This window comes from Nitratireductor sp. L15S-10, assembly GCF_045011005.1.
In the GTDB taxonomy this organism is placed as follows: domain Bacteria; phylum Pseudomonadota; class Alphaproteobacteria; order Rhizobiales; family Rhizobiaceae; genus Nitratireductor.
Genome location: NZ_CP120674.1, coordinates 459,588 through 478,498 on the forward strand (window position 1 = coordinate 459,588; position 18,911 = coordinate 478,498).

Here is an 18,911-nt window from a genome sequence, read left to right on the forward strand (position 1 = left end):
GGATCAGGCGGCGCGGATTTCTTCCGCCGCCTTGTCGATCAGATCGAAGATGAAGGGCGCCGTTTCGACATCCACCCAGGAAAGACGGCTGCGCTCTTCGGCAGTCAGAGCCAGTGCTTCCTTCTCCTGATCCGTCAGCAGTGCTTCGGTGCCCTTGATGGTGGAAGAGAGGCCGGTGGAGCGAACGATCTCCGCACCGTTTTCTGCATCCGCCAGAAGCGCGTTCAGGAAGGTGTAGGCGTTTTCCATGTTCGCCGCATCCTTCGTGATGTTGAAACCATAGGCATAGGCAAGCCCGCCTTCCTTGGGGATGGTGTAGCCCGCAGGGAAGCCGTCGATGATGAGCTGCGAGGACGGGCCGGAACCCGCCTGCGCCAGCGCCACGTCACCTGTTACCATCATCTGCTGGATTTCGGTTGCCGCTTCATAGTAGCGCCGCACCATATGCTTGTGCTCGATGAGGAAATCGCGCGTTGCATCAACCGCGCGCTGCGCGACATCGGGCGTGTTCATGTAGGAGGCGGCCGAGCCGTCATAGCCAAGATAGTTCATGACGATCTGGAAGAAATCCTGGATCTGGTAGGCGGTGCGTCCGGCATTGGCCTTGTCGAACATCACGTCCCAGCTCGTCGGCGCTTCGATCTCCTCGGTATTGTAGAGAAGGCCGGTGGAAACCACCACGAGCGGCACACCCCACTGCTCTCCCGAGCGCGAGACCCAGGAGGCGCTCGCATATTCGTCCTCGATACGGCTCCAGTTTCCGAGCTTTGCGCGGTCGATGGGCGCGAGGAAACCAGCATCGATGAACTGGTAGAAGCGGTGGCCGGCGCAGGTCACGATGTCGGCGCTGAACTTGCCGTTCTCCGCTGCCATCAGATTGAACTGTTCGCCCTGGTCGGTGACGGTGCGGATGTTCAGGCGAATGCCGGTTTCGTCCTCGAACCGCTTGCGGAAGGCGTCGGTGATGAACCCGTCATAGGCCCAGATGTTGAGTTCACCGCTGGCGGCATGAGCCGGTCTGATCAGTCCGGGTGCGCACAGACCGGCAACACCGGCAAACCCCATTCCGGTCAGTACCGTTCGTCTCGTCGGCTTGAATGTCATGGCCGTTCTCCTCTGTTTTTTTGCTCTGATTTATGGGTTCCCCGAACCAGGTCAGATCAGGCGTTCTGTCCTGCGTTCAATTCTGTCTTTGGCTGTTTCCCTGCCGTCAGGTTCGCAAGCGCCTCGCCCAGGCGTTCGACCTCGTCAGCCGTGTTGTAGGCATGCACCGATGCCCTCACCAGTGTCTTTACGCCCCGTGCCCGCAGCGACCTGCGGGTGAGCTGGGTGTTGGAGACCGATGTGTTGATGCCGAAGCGCTCGCGCAATGCGCCTACAAGCGTCTCCGACGGCACGGTCTCGTGGAAAAAGGTCACGATGCCGCTCTTCTCCAGGCCACGGTCCTGAACAGTGATGTCCGGCAGCCCGGTGAGCATTCTACGCATTTGCGTCGCAAGATCGCTGATATGAGCCCAGATGTTCTCCAGTCCGATATCCAGCGCATAGCGGCAGGCAGCGCCAAGCCCCAGTTGGGCGGCAACATTGCGTTCCCAGAGTTCGAAGCGGCGTGCACCGGCTGCGAGTTCGAACTGGTCTACGTCTGTCCAGTGCGCCGACTGGATGTCGAGTGCATGGGGCTGAAGCGCGTGCAGCGACGCACGGTCTACCCACAGAAAACCGGTTCCGCGGGGGCCCCGCAGATATTTGCGGCCCGTGGCCGAAAGCATGGTGCAGCCGAGGGCTTTCGCATTGATCGGCATCTGGCCAACCGATTGGCAGGCATCCAGCAGAAACGGGACGCCATGCCTGTTGGCAACCGCTCCGATTTCCTGCGCCGGATTTATGAGACCATCGTTTGTCGGCATATGCGAGATGGCGATGAGGCGCGTGCGGTCGGTAATCAGCGTTTCGAGCGCCGCTACATCGACGATACCGGCGGGTGTATCCGGCGCCAGAATCACCTTTATTCCCAAACGCGCTTCGGCATGGCGAAAGGCAATCATGTTGGAATTGTATTCAGACTGACCGGTGATCAGTTGATCCCCCGATTTCCAGCCAATGGCATAAAAGGCGGCTTGCCAGGCACGGGTGGCGTTGTCGAAGAAGGCTATCTCGTCCGGTGCGCCACCGACAAGCCGCGCCGTGACATCGTAGGTCGCCTGCATCTGCCCAGCCATCCTTTCCGCTGCTTCGTAGCCTCCCGACATGATCTCCTCGGTCCAATGACGCTCAACCGCCTCGATAACCGGTCGCGGCATGAGGCTGGCACCCGCATTGTTGAAATGAACCAGTTCTGGTCTGCAGCCCGGCGTTTCAGCCCGTAGCCGTTGCGTGTCCAATGCCATGCCCGGACCTTCTGCTCTCATCTCGGAAATAAAGCCCGGCAACGTTCCCGTCGTGCGCAAGCATAGCGTTCCGCTTATTATTTTTTGCCGCTCTTGCGATTGGTTGCCTGTAAAGTTGCCATGGGATTTAGGGTTTAAACAGGTTGAAAAGATTCATCCTCAGTATAAGCTCTGCTTATGGTATTGCGTCGGCATCTTCCTTCTCCCAGCACGCTTTTCGTTTTCGAGGTCGCGGCCCGGCATTCGAACTTTTCCAAAGCCGCAGACGAACTGAACATCACCCAGCCTGCTGTCAGCCACGCAGTGGCGTCGCTTGAGAAGCATCTTGGGGAGAAGCTGTTCATCCGCTCTGGCCCAAACCTTGCGCTCACCGAAGCCGGCAAGAAGCTCAGCCGGGTCACCACCCGCGCCTTTCATTCCATTGAAGACGTTCTGGATGAGATCGAGGGGCGCGACGGCACCCGCGAGGTGGTGATGCTCTCAATTTCGTCGGGCATGGCAACTCACTGGCTGATGCCGCGCTATAGCAGTTTCCGCGAACAGTTTCCGAACACGGACCTGCAGTTCCAGCTGCTGCCGGGCAGTGTGGGCGGACCGCTGGCCAACTGTGATCTGGGCCTGCGGGTCGCGGCCGGCGACGATGCGCGCAAGCTCGGCGGCTGGTTCGCCCCCGAGCGGGTTCTTGCCATCGGTGCGCCGGGATACGTTCGCGAACGTGGCACCTTCGATACACCGGTTTCACCACACACGCTGATCAACCTGCCTGATCACTGGTTTGGCTGGTCCGAGTTCGCGCTGGAAGCGGGCAGGCGAATTCCCACCACGTGGAACCAGCTCTCCTTTTCGGACTATTCCGTTGTGTTGCAGGCAGCACTCAGCGGGCAGGGCCTGGCGCTCGGCTGGACCTCAGTGGTGTCGCGCCTTGTCATTGATGGCATGCTGGTAAGCGCCAGCGACAGGGTCATTCTCACTGACCGGAGCTATCACCTCGTCTCGTCGAGCCAGCGGGCAATCCGCCCCGTGGTTGAGCTCGTGCGGGACTGGCTGATCGCAGAGATGGAGCAGGAAGAGCGGCAGCTTGCCAAGATGCTGGGCTGATTTCAGGCGGGAGCCTATTCCTCCCAGGCACAGGCCTCTGACCATAATTCCATTGTGATGCCTGCCCCGGCATTGGACAGTCGGGTGTAAGCAACCGGTCTGGATATGTTCATGAAAATCACTGCCGCCAATATCTATGTCGTGCCGACAGGCTTTCGCCGCGCCGTCATTCTGGAGTTGGAAACCGATGCAGGCATAACCGGGCTGGGCGAAGCCGGCATTGCCTACGGTCTTGGTACGACAGCGGCGGCCGAGATGCTGGTGGCGATGCTTGAACGTTTGGTGATTGGCCGCGATCCATCGCCCGTCGAGCTGATCTGGAACGACATCTACGACCAGGGCTTCTGGACCAAGGGGGGCGGTGCAATCTCGATGGCCGGTCTAAGCGCCATCGACCACGCGCTTTGGGATATCAAGGGCAAGGCGCTCGGCGTGCCGGTCTATACGCTGCTCGGTGGCCCGATCGAGCCCGAACTCGAGGTGTATGCCAATGGCTGGTGGCTTGGCTGCAACAGCGGTAGCGAGTTTGCGGAGGCGGGCCTGCGCACGGTTGAACGTGGCTATCGCGGACTGAAGCTTTATCCGCTCGGCATGGCCGACCCTGTCACGGTAATCCGGCATCCGGTACGCCGTAGACTGCGCGAAGGCGAGAGCGCTCTTGTGATCGAGCGTGTCGAGAAGCTTCGCGCGGCCGTCGGCGAAGACATCGCGATCATGCTTGATTTCGGCGGCGGGCTTTCCAGCGATCAGCTTTTGCCGCTTCTGGAACGCTTGGAACCCTTCAATCCATGTTTCGTGGAGGAGCCGGTGGATCCTGCACTGCCAGGTGCATTGGCAAGGGTGGGCCGTACGACATCTATTCCTCTCGCGGCGGGCGAGCGGATTTACACCCGTTTCGGCTTCCACTCTCTGCTCGAAACCGAAGCCATTTCCATCGTCCAGCCGGACATCTGCAACACGGGTGGGCTGATGGAGGGGAAGAAGATTGCAGCACTGGCGGAAATCTACAACGCCCGGGTTGCCCCGCACAATTACGGAAGCACGCTTGCCACGGCGATCTCCGCGCAGCTATCCGCATGCATCCCCAATTTCATGGTTCTGGAGTGTTTTCCCGATTATGCAAAGGAGCCGGATTTTCGGCCAATCCTCGAGAATCCGTGGGAAGACAATGTGAGGAATGGCCGAATGCCCCTCAACCCGCTTCCGGGTCTGGGGGCTATTCTGGATCAGGCGTCTGTGAAAAATCACTTATGGAAACGAGTGACTGCCGAATGAGGTTTGCGTCAGGGTCCGCTTTGTCGGGTGGAGCCATGCGGACATTGCCGTCAGAATACGATGTACACTTCTCCTGACCTTCTGGCCGTCCCTGTTTGGCGAGCGGCGGATAAGCTGATATCCAATGAGCGTGTTCAGGAGGTCAAGCGGAAGCGCCGCTCTCATTTACAGCGATCTTGTAAACTGCGTGTGCGGTATCGCCATCCACCACAAGTGTTTTGACGATGCCGCTTTCGAGCAGGGCGCAGGTGGCTTCCGCTTTCTCGATGCCTCCCGACAGCAAAACCGTGTGGGTGGCGCGGAGTGCGTCGAAGTTCACGGCCAGCGTCCGCTGGTTGAGAACATGCCTGACAGGCGCTCCGTGGGCATCAAAGAAAATGCCATTTGTGTCACCGATAGCGCCGGCCTCGTGAAGCTCGTCGAGTTCGAGTTGCGAGATCATGCCTGAACGACGGAGCAATGAGTGCTCCGTGAGTTCACCAACGGAGATGATGGCCATGTCCGGTTGCCGGGCCATTTCGAGAACTGACCGCACGGTGGTCTGCGACAGAAGTATGTCGCGGTCCCGCGGAGTGTTTGCGATGAACGGCACTGGCAGGAAATAGCCCTCCGCACCGGTCGCCCTCGCCAGGGCCTGAACCACTTCAAAAGGGTTGAAGGCGCTGTTGGCGGTGAGTGAGCCCATAAGACTGACAAAGCGCGCTCTGGGTGCGCTAACGCCGGCCATGTTGCGCGTGATCTGGTCGAGGGTGCGACCCCAGCCCGTACCGATCACGGCATCACCCTTGCGTGCGATCAACTCTTTGACCAGCGTCGCCGCAAGCGAACCTACCGCGCGGCGCGGGTATTCGGAAAGATTACCAGGCAATTTGTCGGTTCTACTAAGTCCCAGAGCCGGGGAGCAGATGCACCGTTCGAGATTGAAGCGTTGGCGCAGCCTGTCCTCCACCTCCAGAAGCCCGTTGCTGCGTGAATCGATCGAGATCGATACGATGCCGGCATCCTTGGCGCTTTGCAGCAGCTTGTTCACCCGCGCTCGGGTGGTGCCCAGGCGGTTTGCGGTTTCTTCCTGATTGAGACCTCCAACATAGTAGATCCATGCCGCGCGGCTCATCAGTTCGTGGTCATCATTCTCGATCATGATGATTTCCTAAACGGTGGGGCTTGCACTGACAATCGAATATCGGTAGCGAATTACAAATGTATCGATGCTTGACAAATGTATCAAGCATCGTCACGTTTGGCTCGTGGATGCCATCGGGAGGGCCGTGGGCGTCTTCAATTCAGGGAGGAAAACATGAACAAGTTTGCAAAGAACCTGGCGGGCTGCGTGGCCGTAGGGACCGTTCTTGCAGCAACAACCGTTGTCGGCTTCACGCAGGATGCACTCGATATTGCGTGGGTTCATTCAAATGCCGCAGCGCAGTCCGAGCAGCGGGTGAAGGCCGGCTTCGAAGAATGGCTGGGTGAGAGCGGAAACTCCTGGAATGTCAGTTTCCTCGACAGCCAGGGGTCGGGCGAGGCCACCGCGTCAAATCTTCAGGATGCCGTTTCGCGCGGTGTGGACGCGATCATCATCACCATGTCCGATTTGCGCGCATCCAAGGCGGCAATCGACGTCGCCATCGAGGCCGGGATCCCCGTTTTTTCCGTCGATAGCGGTTTCGTGGAGGGCATTCAGGTGGATGTCACCACCAACAACTGGGCGATGTCCGCCGATGTCTCTCCGTATCTTCTCGACCAGATTGGCGGCGAGGGCAATCTCGTCTTCTTCCGCATGGCCGAGCACCACGGAACGCGCAAGCGCGGCGACGTCATGGAGAAGGTTCTTCAGGAATACGGCAATGTGAAAGTGCTGGCAGAGCACAACATCGACTATACCGCCTTCTTCGAGGATACGACGTCTTCGATGCAGGACTACGTGGCACGCTTCGGTGAGGAGATTGACGCTGTCTGGGCGCCCTGGGATGAACCGGCGCAAGCGACCATCAACGTCATGAAAGCTGCCGGTCTGACCGATGTGAAAGTCATCGGCATCGATGGCCACCCGCAAGCCGTTGCAGAGGTCTGCAAGCCGGACAGCATGATGATCGCAACTGTGAGCCAGCCTTTCGAAGGCATGGGCGCACAGGTGGGCGAGTGGATCAAATCCATCGTGGTTGACGGCAAGGCGCGCGATGAGGTGATCCCAAGCGACATCGTCTACATGGATGCACCTCTCGTGACGAAGCAGAACTGCAAAGATTTCATGTAGTCGTGCAGCCCCTGCGGGACGGGGCGCGTTGCGCGGCCCGTCCCACGCCACCCAGCTCACCAATCTTACAGGAGACCGTGCATGTCGGTGCATCTTGCCGATATCTTCATGGAGTTCCCGGGTACGCGAGCACTGGATCGCGTCGATGTGACATTCCGGTATGATGAGGTGCACGGCCTCGTCGGCGAAAACGGTGCCGGAAAAAGCACATTCGTCAACATTCTCGGTGGTTCGCTCCAGCCCACGCGGGGATCCGTTACCGTCAATGACAGCACGGTGGTTCTTTCCAGCCCACGCGTCGCGCTTGGCTATGGCATTGCGCATGTTAGCCAGGAAGGGAGCCTTGTTCCCTCGCTGACCGGCGCGGAGAACATCATGCTTGGGGCAGAGCCGCGCCGGCCTTTTGGTATCGTGCGCCGGCGCACTCTGCGAAGCGAAGCCGAACGCCTCATGTCCACATGGTTCCCGGGTTTGGAGACGGACCTTCACCGGCCGGTCAAGGACCTTGCGATGGCCGACCAGAAAGTCATCGAGATCGTTCGCGCGCTCAGGGGGGATATTCGCCTTCTCATTCTCGATGAGCCCACAGCGACACTGGAGGCGAGGGAGAAGAAACGGCTCTGGGACATTATCCGGTCATTGCCGCAAAAGGGCGTGGGTGTCGTGTTGATCTCCCATTTCCTGAGCGAGGTCGTCGCACTGTGCGACCGGATCACCGTTCTGCGTGACGGCAGACATGTCGGGACGCTGGACAAGGGCGACGCGACAGAGGCCGGTCTCACAAATCTCATGTTGAGGCGGGAACAGGATGCCCATTCGGAATCATCCGACACCCGCAAGCCACAAGACCACGCACTGGCCACAACTACAGAACCAGTCGTGCTGTCTGTCGAAGGCTGGAAGACAGGAGCAGTCGAAGTGGACCGTTTCGTGTTGCGGCGGGGCGAGATTGTCGGGCTGATAGGGCTGACAGGGGCCGGACATTTCGGCTTTGCGCGCTCGCTCTACACGCGCCACGGCAAATTGCGCGGGACGATTTCCGTTAACGGCAGCGAGGTTCGCGCTGGGGGAATTCGCGCCATGCAAAGAGCCGGCGTAGCGCTGGTTCCCGATCAGCGTATGGAGAACGCACTCGCCGGCGATGGAAGCGTCGTTGAGAACCTGACCATGGTTCATTCGCAGTTTGCTGCGCGTGCCGGCGTGTTGAGCCGCCGCGTGGAAAGCCAAGAAGCGGCGCGCATCATCGACCTTTTGAACGTCAAAACACCGAGCCAGCGCCAGCTGATCCGCAATCTCTCGGGCGGAAACAAGCAGAAAGTCTCCATAGGCAAATGGCTGTATGGTGCCGACGACAAGTATAGCGTCCTGATCTTTGTTGAGCCGACCGAAGGCGTGGACATCGGGGCGAAGATGGAAATCTATGCTCATCTGCGCCGTCTCGCAGAGCGTGGAGCGGCAATTCTCATCGCCTCGTCGGATCTCGGCGAGGTTGCACAACTGTGCCATCGCGCCGTCCCATTTGTTCACGGCAGGCCAGGCGATGACATACCGGCCTGCGAATTCTCCGAAAGCCGTTTCATCCAAGCCATCACTGGAGATGCCGCATGACACCGCAAGCCGGCTCCCTCGGCAAGGCCCCCGCTGCCGCCGAAAGCAAGTCTGTCCGCTCCGATTTCATCCAGCGTTACTCGACGCTCGGGGTTCTCATCCTCATGTTCCTCGGGTTCTCGCTCTTCGTGGATCGCTTTCTGACGCCATTTAATCTGACGAACATTTTCCAGCAAATCGCGATCCTGACGATCGTCGGTTCCGGACTGACATTTGGCTTCGCAGCCAGGGAGATCGATCTTTCCGTTGGCTATACGGTGGGCCTTTCGGGCATCTTGGTGCCGCTGCTTCTGACGATGGGATATCCACTTGCGGTCGCTCTTGGCGCCGGATTGGCGGCCGGCATCGGAGTTGGTCTCGTCAACGGCCTGCTGGTCACGAAAATCGGTATTCCATCGCTTATCGCCACTCTCGCGGTGGGATCCATCCTCTTCGGTATCAACTTTCTGATGACCGGAGGCCGCGCGATATATGGCGGGCTGCCTGATGCCTATCTCATGCTTGGCCAGGGGCGGATTTTTGGAATTCCCAATCTGGCTTACTTCATGATCATCGCTGTGGCGATTGCCTGGTTCGTGATGGAGCGAACGGTGTTCGGCCGCTATGTCTACGCGGTTGGCGGAAACCAGAAGGCGGCGGAGCTATCGGGCGTGCATATCACGCCCTATCGGATGGCGGCACTTATACTGGTCTCCGTCTTTGCGGTTATCGCCGGCGCTCTGCTGGCTGCAAGACTGGGGTCCGGGCAACCCAATGCAGGTGAACGCTACCTGCTCGATGGGCTCGCCACCGTGTTCATCGGCATGACCATGTTCCGACCCGGCACTGCGACGGTGCTCGGAACACTCTGCGGCGCTCTCTTCATCGGCGTGATCAACAATGGCCTGAACCTCATCGGAATGGACACTTACATCCAGAACATCGTGAAGGGTGTGATCATTCTCGTCGCGGTCGCCATCGTATCGCGCACCACCAAACTCAATCTCCTGTAAGGAAGGCAACATGACTGCACCCATCGACACGGCAGTTGCGGAAAAAGTGCCGCGCTCGAACACCGGGCTTCTCGCGCTCTACCGGCAGATGCGCCGGGTGCGCACATTCGAGGAGCGGGTTGGCGAGCTTTTCGTTCGCGGGCAATCGGCAGGCTCCATGCTGCATTTGTCCATTGGCGAAGAGTCGGCGGCAGTGGGCGTGGCCTCCCTGATGAGGGATGGAGACACGTTCACCACCCACCACCGGGGCCATGGGATATTCCTTGCGCGCGGTGCAGATCCCAATCGCATGATGGCGGAGATCGGCGGCAAGGAAGAGGGCTACTGTCGCGGGAAAGGCGGCTCCATGCACATTGCCGACATGGGGCTCGGACACCTGGGTGCCAACGCCATTGTTGGCGGCGGCATCCCTGCCGTGGTCGGTGCCGGACTTGCATCAAAGCGTGAGGGCAAGGGTGCGGTCTCCATCGCGTTCTTCGGTGATGGCGCGATGCAGCAGGGCATTCTCTATGAGAGCATGAACATGGCTGCGCTTTGGGACCTGCCGGTCATCTTCGTCTGCATCAACAACCAATACGGTATGGGCACACGCATCGAGCAGGCAACAAAAGGCCGCGCGCTTCATGAGCGTGGTCTGGCATTTGGGCTCAACTCGGAAACCGTGGACGGGCTGGACGTGCGCGACGTACGCGCGGCGGCGGGCCGGATTATCGATGGTGCCCGGGGAGGCACGCCCGGCTTTCTCGCGGTCGAATGCTACCGCTTCTTCGGCCATGCCCGCATGGACAAGAGCCCCTATCGTACGCCTGAGGATGAGGAGCGGGGGCGCGCCAAGGATCCGGTCGGGTTTGCCCGCAAAGCCCTGGTTGAAAGCGGGGAGAGCAGCGAGGCTGTCCTCGATGCCCTCGACGCCGAGATTGCACGGGAAATGGATGCGACCATCGACTTTACGGTCGCCGCGCGTGAACCGGCACTGCAAACGATGTTCCGCGACGTTTATGCGCCTGGTGAACCGGAGCCGGAATCCGTGGCAGCCCGCATCGACCGCATTCTGGCAGGGGACTGAGACTATGGCAGAGATGACCTATAGAGACGCGCTCAAACAGGCTCTGCGCGATGCTATGGCCGAAGACGATACCGTGATGGTGATCGGTGAAGAAGTTGGCCGTTATGGTGGCGCCTACGGTGTTACCAAAGGCCTGTACGAGGAGTTCGGTCCCGACCGCTTGATCGACACGCCGATTTCCGAACCGGCGATCGTTGGCGCTGCAGTGGGTGCCGCCATGTCCGGCCTGAGACCCGTTGCCGAGCTCATGTATGTCGACTTCATCGGGATGACGATGGATCAGCTTGGAAATCAGGCAGCGAAAATCCGCTATATGTTCGGCGGTCAGGTGGGTGTGCCCATGGTGCTGCGGACCCAGGGCGGAACAGGCCGTTCGGCCGGTGCCCAGCATTCCCAATCGCTCGAAGCCTATGTGATGCATACGCCTGGCCTTCGGCTCGTCATGCCAGCAACCGTCTCGGATGCCTATCATCTTCTGCGGCAGTCGCTGAGGCAGCCGGATCCGGTCGTCTTCATTGAGCACAAGGCGCTCTACACGATGAAGGAAGATGTGGATCTGGCCGCCCCTGCGCCGGAATGGGGGAAAGCCAGGGTTCACCGTACGGGAGACGATCTGGTGATCGTGACCTATTCCCGCCAATTGCACCATGCGCTCGCAGCCGCGGAGGCAATGGCCCGGAAAGGCGTGGAAGCGACGGTGATCGATCTTCGCTCCCTGAATCCGCTCGATTTCGATACCGTGCGGGCACATGTTGAACGCGTCGGTCGGGTGATGGTCGTCTCCGAGGGTGTGATGACTGCCGGCGTCGGGGCGGAGCTCTCTGCCCGTATCCACGAGGAGTGTTTCGACTTCCTGGCCGAGCCGGTGATCCGCGTCTGTGGTGAAGATATTCCGATTTCGGTTTCCGTCGAACTTGAGAAGAACTCCGTGCCCACTGCAGCCTTTATCCAGACGGCGGGTGAAAAACTTGTGGGTTTGAGGAGTGCGGCATGAGCACCGTCATGCTCACAATGCCTCGCCTGGGCGAGACGATGGAGGAAGGAACCGTCTCTGAATGGCTTGTGCCCGAAGGGCAGGCTTTTGATCGCGGGACGCCTCTTGTGGAGTTTGAAACCGACAAGACTGCTGTCGAGTACCCTGCGCTCGGGCCCGGACGACTGGTTCGCACACTGGTCACCCAGGGTGATCTTGTTCAGGTGGGCGACCCGATTGCCGAGATTGATCTGATGGGAGAAGAGGACTGGGTTTCCGGAGGGCAGGAAAATCAGGCTGCCGCGAGCGATGAGCCGGACGATGCGGTCATTGATGAGGCTACGGATGCGCAGAAGCATGCCGAGCCTCCAATGGCTTCGTCCGAACAGGGTGGCCGCGTGCGTGCCACTCCTCTGGCCCGCCGTGCGGCCCGCCGTGCGGGGATCAGCATAGAGGCCGTCCCCGGCACAGGGCGCAGAGGACGTGTGGAACTGTCTGACGTCGAGCGTTCCATCTCCGGCGAGCCAGTCTCCGCACTTGCAGCGGAAAGCTGGGGTTCCGAGACTGGCTCGCCCGTGCTCCTCGTTCACGGTTTTGCGGGGGATCGCCAGACCTTCGATCAGCTGGGCAGGGCGCTGGGGCGGGCGCAGCTTTCTGTGCGGGCGATTGATCTTCCTTCCCACGGAGAAACGGAGGCGGAGGCTCAGACGTTCGATGATCTTGTCGACGCATTGTGCGGTGAGCTGAACCCGTCCCGCCCGGTCGCGTTGGTTGGCCACTCACTCGGGGCAGCGGCGGCGATTGCGGCGGCCAACCGCAAGGGCGGTGTCTCCTCGCTCACTCTCATCGCGCCGGCCGGTCTCGGATTGCATATCGATGCGGAGTTTGTTTCCGGGATGGCTCAAGCCGACAGTGTGGGCGCGGTAGGTCATTTGCTGCGAAGGCTCTCAAGCCGCGCCGATGCATTCTCTCCGACGCTGGTAGCGCAAATCCACAAGGTTCTCTCGCGTGGCCGTCTGTCCCGCCTGGCGGATGATATTTGCCGCGAGGGCAGGCAATTGGTGAACGTGCGAAGCGCTCTTGCATCGCTCGCCAATCAAATTCCGGTGCGTATCCTTGTGGGTACGGAGGATCGAATTCTTAACTGGCGCGACACTCTCGATGTCTCGCCGGCCATCGCACTCCATGTTTTTCCAGCCGCTGGTCACATGCCTCACTGGGATGCACCAGCCGAGGCGGCGGCGATCATCAAAAAGGGGGTGGCCCATGACCGAGGTTGATATCCGAACAAGATTGAAGGCTGCAAAAGCGCGGATGGGGGGATTTGCCAGATCCGCCCCGGAACTGATGAAAGGTTTCGCTTCCATTTCCGCGGTGGCGACACGGCAGGGTCATTTCTCCGCTTCCGATCGTGAATTGCTGGCGACAGCCATTGCCGTGGCGAGCGGCTGCGAGGATTGCATTCTCTATCATGTGGATGCCGCGAAGCGGCATGGCGCGGAAGAAGCGGCTCTTGTCGAGGCTCTTGAGGTGGCGGTCGAAATGGGCGGCGGACCTGCCGTCATGTATGCCGGCAAGGCGATGGAGGCGTTTCGGGAGCTCTAAACAGCGCCGGAGGCAGTTCGACGAAAACGAGGATTGCTTTTCGAGTTTTCGAACCAAAGAAGTTTAGCCGCCTTGCAGAGCCTATGGATCGTTGAGGCGGGTCAGATGGGAGGAGGAATCCGTGGCTTATTTCCTGACGGCTGACGGCGGGACCGAGAGCATACGAGCGCGTGTCTATGACTTGAAGGGAAACTGCCTTGGAACAAGTGCGGTGCCTTACCAGACCGATTTCAAGCCCGGGCGCGTAGAGCAAAATCCGGAGGACTGGTGGGCGAACTTCGTTCGCGCCGCGCGCGAAGCGATCCGCAAAGCAGGCGTTAACTCAGATGGCATCGAGGCCATCTGCTACGCCACAACCTGCTGTACCGTTGTTGCCCTTGATGAAAACGGCCGTGCCCTGCGCCCTGCCATCATGTGGATGGATGTGCGTGCGCATCAGGAGGCTGAGGATGTGCTGGCCACGGGCGATGAAGCCCTGCTTTTGAATGGGGCTGGGCAGGGTCCGGTCTCCGCAGAGTGGATGATCCCGAAAGCCCTGTGGTTGAAGCGCAACGAACCACGGACCTTCGCGAATGCCCACAGGATCTGCGAGTACCAGGACTTTCTCACCTACCGCCTCACAGGCACATGGGCGGCGAGCCTCGACAATGCCGGACTGCGCTGGCACTACCGGTCCCGCTCGGGGGGTTGGGCCTCAAGCCTGCTCGCCGCACTGGACCTGTCGGAGCTTGAACAGAAATGGCCCGAGCGGGTGGTGGCGCCGGGCGAGGTGATCGGTACGCTCACCTCGGCTGCGGCCAACGAGCTGGGCCTGTCGGCGAATGTGAAAGTAATACAGGGTGGCGCGGATGCGCTCATCGGCATGATTGGTCTGGGGGTTCACAAACCTGGACAGCTGGCCATGATCACAGGCTCTTCCCATCTTCAGTTCGGGGTGACCGAGAGCCCCATCCATGCGCCCGGCGTGTGGGGCAGCTACGCCGACATTGTGTATCCCGACCGTTGGATAGTGGAAGGCGGTCAGACTTCCACAGGCTCCATCATCAACTGGCTTTCGCGGCTCAAGGGTGCCCCGCTCGATTTCGATGATCTCAACCGAAAGGCCGCAGCCCTGGAACCGGGGTGTGACGGGCTCATCGTTCAGGATCATTTTCAGGGTAACCGCACGCCACATACCGATCCACTTTCACGTGGTGCGATCGTTGGACTTACGCTCGGCCATGAAATTCACCACGTCTTTCGTGCCATCATGGAGGGTATTGGTTTCGGTACCCGCGCCATTCTCGATGCTTTCCGGTCGGCCGGGTATGCCGGCGAGGAGATGACCGTGGGAGGCGGTGCCACCGGTTCGGATCTGTGGCTGCAAATCCATGCGGACACGGCAGGTATTCCGGTGCGGGTACCGGCTTCGCCCGATGCACCGTCGACGGGCTCGGCGGTGCTTGCCGGAGTGGGAGCTGGCCGCTTCGCAACCATCGATGAGGGTATCGAAGCGATGGTCCATGCGGGCAGGTTGATCGAGCCCCGTGCAGACAGTGTCGCGAGATACGATGAAATTTACGCGAAATACGCTGCGCTTTATCCGGCTTTGAAGGAGGTCTTGGCATGACGGCTCATGAACATTCGGGCTCCGCCGGCAGAACGGCTCTCGTGACAGGAGCAAGCCGTGGCATTGGGGCGGCGATTGCCAGAGGGCTGGCGAAACGTGGGTATGATGTGGCGCTGAATGATATTGAGCGGCAAAAAAGCGATCTCGAGCGGGTGGCGGAAGACATTAGCGCTCTGGGTCAGCGAGCGGAGCTGCTCTATGCGGATGTCAGCAACAAAGCAGAAGTCGAGACCATGGCCCAGAAGGCGCTGGAAGCTTTCGGCAAGATCGATGTTATCGTCAACAATGCCGGCATCCTCATTGCCGGTGAGGTCGATGGCCTTCCCGAGAAGACCTGGGACGCAGTGATGGATGTGAATGCGAAAGGCGCGTTCATGGTGATCCAGGCGCTCCTGCCCTCAATGAAGAGCCGCGGCTATGGGCGTATCGTGAATATCGCCTCCATCGGCGGGAAGCATGGTGCTCCGGAACAGGCGCACTACTCCGCCTCCAAGGCTGCGGTGATGGGATTTTCACGCGTTCTTGCTCAGGAGGTCGGGCCGCTGGGGATCACCGTGAACTGCGTATGCCCCGGGATTATCCTGACCGATATGGGACGGGTGAATCTGGATGACCCGCTCGTGCGCGATGCCTGGAAATCGAAAACCGCAATGGCCCGCATTGGCGATCCTGAAGATGTGATCGGCCCTGTTGCTTTCTTCGCTTCCGACGATGCGGGCTTCGTTACCGGTCAGACGCTAAACGTCGATGGCGGGATCGTGTTCTCGTGACTTTCTGAGGCTCATAATGTCGGGGGGCACGCCTGCGCGGCGCCATAAGCGCTGTCATTCGCCTTCTCCCACCGACGAGTGGGCTGCTCTGGCGCGTCTCGCTTCAGGCACATTCTGAAGGGCGTTGCGGGATCCGGGGGAAGTGCTTCTGCAACGAAGAAAGCTCTCTCTCTGATGTCCGGAAGCCAGAGGGATGCCGGGGGGAGCCTTCGGATGCACGAGTTCCGCAGGTCAAAGGACGCTCGCATGGATTGCCGAGCAAGCTGTCGATGTTTCAAGTTTGAAAGATATTATTGATCGACAGTCCGTTCTGTGATCATATGATCATCAAACTGTGGGGAACTCTTAGCCGCGATGTCGGGAAGTGTTTTCGGCATGGGCCGCGCGGACGACAGGCCGTTCTTTGGGCGCATCAGTCTTCAGCCTTTGGCGAAACCATCGACACCTGCACACGGTGAGGTCAACGCTGATCGTGACAATCAGGGAGAAGAACATTGAAAAAATTCATCGCTACGCTGGCCATCGCGGGCTTTGCCGCTTTCAGTAGCGCAGAGGCTCAGGAGATCAAGGTTGGCCTTTCGCTGCCACAGGATCTGCCCGGCTTCGACTTCGTCAACGGCATGTATGAGACCTTCAAGGCCGAGGTGGAAGCCAATTCCGACATGACGGTCGATCTCGTCTATGCCGGTGCGCTTGGCGCCCCCAATGAACGCCTTGCGCAGATGCGTCGCGGCGTCATACAGATGAGCGATGCGGCCGATGGTAATTTCGCGACCATTCACAGCGATGTGCAGATCCTCAACATGCCTTACCTGTTTCCCGATGAGGAAACGGCATGGGCCGTATTCGATGGTCCCTTTGGCGACGAGCTTGCCGAATCCATCCGCGAGAAGACCGGCGTGCGTGTGCTGGGCTGGTGGGAATCGGGTGGCTTCAAGCATTTCAGCGCCAGCCGCGCCATCAACGGCCCGGACGATATGAAGAGTCTGAAAATGCGCGTGCTCGGCCCGCTTGCCACCATTCCGGCGGAAGCGCTCGGCGCATCGGCGGCGCCGATCGCCTTTGGCGAGCTTTACACCTCGCTCAAGACCGGCGTCGTCGACGGGCAGGACAATTCGGTTTCCGTGTTCAACCTCGTCAAGCTTTATGAGGTCCAGCCCCATCTGGCGCTGACCGGCCACACCTACGCCTTCGGCCCGCTCGGCATCAATGATGCCTTCTTCTCCGGTCTCTCGGAAGACAAGCAGAAGGTGATCACCGATGCGGCGGAAAAGGCCATCAGCTTCAACCGCCAGAAATCGCGTGAGATCGAGGCCAATGCCATCGCTTTTGCCAGGGAGCAGGGTGTGGAGATCATCGAACTCGACGATGAGGCGCGTGCGGCCTTCAAGGGTGTCATGCAGCCGCCGGCACGGGCATGGCTCAAAGAGAATGTAGACAATCCGGATCTGATCGACGCTGCGGAAGCTGCCGTCAAGGCTGCCGCAAACCAGTGAGCGCGGGCTTTGCTTCAAGGCTGATACGGGGTGTGGAGACGGCGTTGCGCGTCGTCGCCGCGCTCTGCCTTGCCGGCCTGACCCTGCTTGTCACCTTTCAGGTGGTGGCGCGCTACGGCATCGGCTCGGTGCCGATCTTCACCGAGGAAGTGGCGCGCTATGCCATGATCTGGATGTCGCTGCTGGCCGCTGCCGTGGGCGTGCGCGAGGCAAGCCATATCCGCATCGACTTCGTGCCCGGTCTGCTTTCAAGTCTCGCACCGCGCCTCAATCTGGCGCTTGAGGCGGTGCTCGACCTTGTTTCGCTGACCGGCTTTCTGGTGCTCATCTGGTATGGCGTGGACATGGTGATGTTCGCCGCTGGCCAGACCAGCGAAGGGCTGCGCCTGCCGCTCTCCTATCCCTATCTGGCGGTGCCGGTGAGTTTTGTCTTTGCAGCGCTCTTTGCTTTTCTGCGCCTCAAGGAGCGCGTCGCCCGGTCATGAGCGCGTCCCTTTCCGTTCTTCTCATCACCTTTCTGGGGCTGATCATTGTCGGGCTCCCCATTGCCTGGGGCATGATCGCGGCGGTGATCGCATGGATGGCCTTTACCGGCCAATGGGCATTTCTGCCCATCGTGCCGGAGCGGCTTTATCAGGGCATGGATTCCTTCGTTCTTATGGCGATCCCGCTTTTCATCCTCGCCGGTGAGCTCGTCAATGAAGGCAAGATCACCGACCGGCTGATCCATTTCGCCAATGTGCTGTTCGGCTGGATGCGCGGCGGGCTGGCGCAGGTGAATATCGGCGCGTCAATCCTGTTTGCCGGCATCACCGGCGTGGCGCTGGGCGACATTGCCTCGCTGGGACGCGTCTTCATTCCCTCCATGGTCAAACAGGGCTATTCCAGCGCTTATGCGGCGGCTGTCACCGCCTCCTCCTCCATCATCGGGCCCATGGTGCCGCCTTCGCTGGTGGCGGTGATCTATGGATCGATGACCGGTCTCTCCATCGGCGCGCTGATGGCGGCCACACTCATTCCCGGCCTGCTGATCGGTCTGGCGCAGATGATCCTTGTTGCCATTCAGGCGCGGCTCAACAATTTTCCCCGCATAGAGATGGATCGCAATCCTGCCGCTGTCGCTTCGGCTACGGGCCACGCAATCGTGCCGCTGATGATCCCTGTGATCATCCTCGCCGGCATGCTGGGCGGGATCATGACACCCACGGAAGCCGGCGGTGTCGCGGCGGTCTATGCGCTGGTTGTTTCGCTGGTGCTTTATCGCAGCGTGACATTCTCTTCGCTGGCAGCCGTTTTCAACCGTTCTGCGCTGTTCTCCGGTCAGCTTCTCATCATCGTGGGTTGTGGTGCGGCCTTTTCATGGGTGATGGGCATGGAGAACGTGCCGCGTATGGTGGGTGAGATGATCTCGACCTGGGATCTCGGCCTGATCGGCACCATGCTGGTGTTCAACGTGATCCTGCTCGTGCTCGGCATGTTCATCGATCCGACCACGGTGATCATCCTGTTCGGGCCCCTGCTTTCGGCAGCTGCTGGCCATGCGGGCATCGACCCGTTGCATTTCGGCGTCGTCGCGATCCTCAATCTCAACATCGGGCTTTTGACGCCGCCTCTGGGTGTGTGTCTTTTTGCGGCGGAGCGTATTGCCAATTGCGGCTTTGCGGCGCTTCTCAGGGCCACTGCCCCCTTTCTCCTTGTCAATCTCATTGCGCTGACGATCATCGTGGCCTTTCCCGGGCTCAGCCTGTGGCTGCCGCACATTCTCGGCTTTTGAAGGA

At 60.0% G+C, this 18,911-nt stretch carries 17 protein-coding genes; 14 read left to right on the forward strand and 3 right to left on the reverse strand.

From position 1 onward, the window contains the following. Positions 1-3: 3 nt before the first annotated feature. Together P2W41_RS02255 and P2W41_RS02260 are read right to left on the reverse strand one after the other, a co-directional pair. Complete coding sequence (locus P2W41_RS02255; protein WP_404934193.1) at positions 4-1,104, reverse strand: PotD/PotF family extracellular solute-binding protein; 1,101 nt, start codon at positions 1,102-1,104, stop codon at positions 4-6. Positions 1,105-1,160: 56 nt separating this feature from the next. Beyond that, positions 1,161-2,387, reverse strand: coding sequence for an aminotransferase class V-fold PLP-dependent enzyme (locus tag P2W41_RS02260; RefSeq protein ID WP_404934194.1), 1,227 nt, complete (start codon positions 2,385-2,387; stop codon positions 1,161-1,163). Between the two features lie 177 nt (positions 2,388-2,564). On the opposite strand from P2W41_RS02260, the gene P2W41_RS02265 reads away from it, so the two are divergent. After that, complete coding sequence (locus tag P2W41_RS02265; protein ID WP_292898132.1) at positions 2,565-3,485, forward strand: LysR family transcriptional regulator; 921 nt, start codon at positions 2,565-2,567, stop codon at positions 3,483-3,485. Positions 3,486-3,596: 111 nt separating this feature from the next. Then, positions 3,597-4,760, forward strand: coding sequence for a mandelate racemase/muconate lactonizing enzyme family protein (locus P2W41_RS02270; RefSeq protein ID WP_292898131.1), 1,164 nt, complete (start codon positions 3,597-3,599; stop codon positions 4,758-4,760). Between the two features lie 142 nt (positions 4,761-4,902). Here P2W41_RS02270 and P2W41_RS02275 read toward each other — a convergent pair whose 3' ends face one another. Continuing rightward, a complete protein-coding gene (locus P2W41_RS02275) occupies positions 4,903-5,901 on the reverse strand; it encodes a sugar-binding transcriptional regulator (RefSeq protein WP_292898130.1) in 999 nt (332 codons plus the stop codon). Positions 5,902-6,057: 156 nt separating this feature from the next. Here P2W41_RS02275 and P2W41_RS02280 point away from each other — a divergent pair, with 156 nt between their 5' ends. The 12 genes from P2W41_RS02280 to P2W41_RS02335 all read left to right on the forward strand — a co-directional run bounded on the left by P2W41_RS02280 (position 6,058) and on the right by P2W41_RS02335 (position 18,907). Continuing rightward, the gene (locus P2W41_RS02280) at positions 6,058-7,014 is read left to right on the forward strand and encodes a sugar ABC transporter substrate-binding protein (protein WP_404934195.1); all 957 of its coding nucleotides are present in this window, start codon (positions 6,058-6,060) and stop codon (positions 7,012-7,014) included. Between the two features lie 81 nt (positions 7,015-7,095). Further along, positions 7,096-8,622, forward strand: a complete 1,527-nt coding sequence (locus P2W41_RS02285) for a sugar ABC transporter ATP-binding protein (protein ID WP_292898128.1) — start codon at positions 7,096-7,098, stop codon at positions 8,620-8,622. Then, a complete protein-coding gene (locus tag P2W41_RS02290; protein ID WP_404934196.1) occupies positions 8,619-9,614 on the forward strand; it encodes an ABC transporter permease in 996 nt (331 codons plus the stop codon). The genes P2W41_RS02285 and P2W41_RS02290 overlap by 4 nt, the downstream gene beginning before the upstream one ends. A 10-nt stretch (positions 9,615-9,624) precedes the next feature. Next, the gene (locus tag P2W41_RS02295; RefSeq protein ID WP_292898126.1) at positions 9,625-10,680 is read left to right on the forward strand and encodes a thiamine pyrophosphate-dependent dehydrogenase E1 component subunit alpha; all 1,056 of its coding nucleotides are present in this window, start codon (positions 9,625-9,627) and stop codon (positions 10,678-10,680) included. A 4-nt stretch (positions 10,681-10,684) separates the two neighbouring features. After that, on the forward strand, positions 10,685-11,674 hold the full coding sequence (locus P2W41_RS02300) for an alpha-ketoacid dehydrogenase subunit beta (protein WP_292898125.1): 990 nt from the start codon (positions 10,685-10,687) through the stop codon (positions 11,672-11,674). After that, positions 11,671-12,933: an alpha/beta fold hydrolase gene (locus tag P2W41_RS02305; RefSeq protein ID WP_404934197.1), complete on the forward strand. Its 1,263-nt coding sequence runs from the start codon at positions 11,671-11,673 to the stop codon at positions 12,931-12,933. The genes P2W41_RS02300 and P2W41_RS02305 overlap by 4 nt, the downstream gene beginning before the upstream one ends. Further along, the gene (locus tag P2W41_RS02310; protein ID WP_292898123.1) at positions 12,920-13,258 is read left to right on the forward strand and encodes a carboxymuconolactone decarboxylase family protein; all 339 of its coding nucleotides are present in this window, start codon (positions 12,920-12,922) and stop codon (positions 13,256-13,258) included. The genes P2W41_RS02305 and P2W41_RS02310 overlap by 14 nt, the downstream gene beginning before the upstream one ends. A 121-nt stretch (positions 13,259-13,379) precedes the next feature. Beyond that, positions 13,380-14,867: a ribulokinase gene (locus P2W41_RS02315; protein WP_292898122.1), complete on the forward strand. Its 1,488-nt coding sequence runs from the start codon at positions 13,380-13,382 to the stop codon at positions 14,865-14,867. Next, complete coding sequence (locus P2W41_RS02320; protein WP_404934198.1) at positions 14,864-15,637, forward strand: SDR family NAD(P)-dependent oxidoreductase; 774 nt, start codon at positions 14,864-14,866, stop codon at positions 15,635-15,637. Before P2W41_RS02315 ends, P2W41_RS02320 begins: the two co-directional genes overlap by 4 nt. Positions 15,638-16,131: 494 nt before the next feature. Then, positions 16,132-17,133 (forward strand): TRAP transporter substrate-binding protein, encoded by a 1,002-nt coding sequence (locus P2W41_RS02325; RefSeq protein WP_404934199.1) that lies wholly within the window; start codon positions 16,132-16,134, stop codon positions 17,131-17,133. Then, positions 17,130-17,618, forward strand: a complete 489-nt coding sequence (locus P2W41_RS02330) for a TRAP transporter small permease (protein WP_404934200.1) — start codon at positions 17,130-17,132, stop codon at positions 17,616-17,618. Before P2W41_RS02325 ends, P2W41_RS02330 begins: the two co-directional genes overlap by 4 nt. Then, on the forward strand, positions 17,615-18,907 hold the full coding sequence (locus P2W41_RS02335) for a TRAP transporter large permease (protein WP_292898118.1): 1,293 nt from the start codon (positions 17,615-17,617) through the stop codon (positions 18,905-18,907). The genes P2W41_RS02330 and P2W41_RS02335 overlap by 4 nt, the downstream gene beginning before the upstream one ends. The last annotated feature ends 4 nt before the right edge of the window (positions 18,908-18,911 follow it).

Bases quoted from the DNA above. Each gene is read 5' to 3' on its own strand.
- P2W41_RS02260 (WP_404934194.1), bottom strand. From the start codon at position 2,387: ATGGCATTGGACACGCAACGGCTACGGGCTGAAACGCCGGGCTGCAGA.
- P2W41_RS02265 (WP_292898132.1), top strand. From the start codon at position 2,565: ATGGTATTGCGTCGGCATCTTCCTTCTCCCAGCACGCTTTTCGTTTTC.
- P2W41_RS02295 (WP_292898126.1), top strand. From the start codon at position 9,625: ATGACTGCACCCATCGACACGGCAGTTGCGGAAAAAGTGCCGCGCTCG.
- P2W41_RS02270 (WP_292898131.1), top strand. From the start codon at position 3,597: ATGAAAATCACTGCCGCCAATATCTATGTCGTGCCGACAGGCTTTCGC.
- P2W41_RS02305 (WP_404934197.1), top strand. From the start codon at position 11,671: ATGAGCACCGTCATGCTCACAATGCCTCGCCTGGGCGAGACGATGGAG.
- P2W41_RS02280 (WP_404934195.1), top strand. From the start codon at position 6,058: ATGAACAAGTTTGCAAAGAACCTGGCGGGCTGCGTGGCCGTAGGGACC.
- P2W41_RS02300 (WP_292898125.1), top strand. From the start codon at position 10,685: ATGGCAGAGATGACCTATAGAGACGCGCTCAAACAGGCTCTGCGCGAT.
- P2W41_RS02335 (WP_292898118.1), top strand. From the start codon at position 17,615: ATGAGCGCGTCCCTTTCCGTTCTTCTCATCACCTTTCTGGGGCTGATC.
- P2W41_RS02310 (WP_292898123.1), top strand. From the start codon at position 12,920: ATGACCGAGGTTGATATCCGAACAAGATTGAAGGCTGCAAAAGCGCGG.
- P2W41_RS02320 (WP_404934198.1), top strand. From the start codon at position 14,864: ATGACGGCTCATGAACATTCGGGCTCCGCCGGCAGAACGGCTCTCGTG.
- P2W41_RS02275 (WP_292898130.1), bottom strand. From the start codon at position 5,901: ATGATCGAGAATGATGACCACGAACTGATGAGCCGCGCGGCATGGATC.
- P2W41_RS02285 (WP_292898128.1), top strand. From the start codon at position 7,096: ATGTCGGTGCATCTTGCCGATATCTTCATGGAGTTCCCGGGTACGCGA.
- P2W41_RS02255 (WP_404934193.1), bottom strand. From the start codon at position 1,104: ATGACATTCAAGCCGACGAGACGAACGGTACTGACCGGAATGGGGTTT.
- P2W41_RS02290 (WP_404934196.1), top strand. From the start codon at position 8,619: ATGACACCGCAAGCCGGCTCCCTCGGCAAGGCCCCCGCTGCCGCCGAA.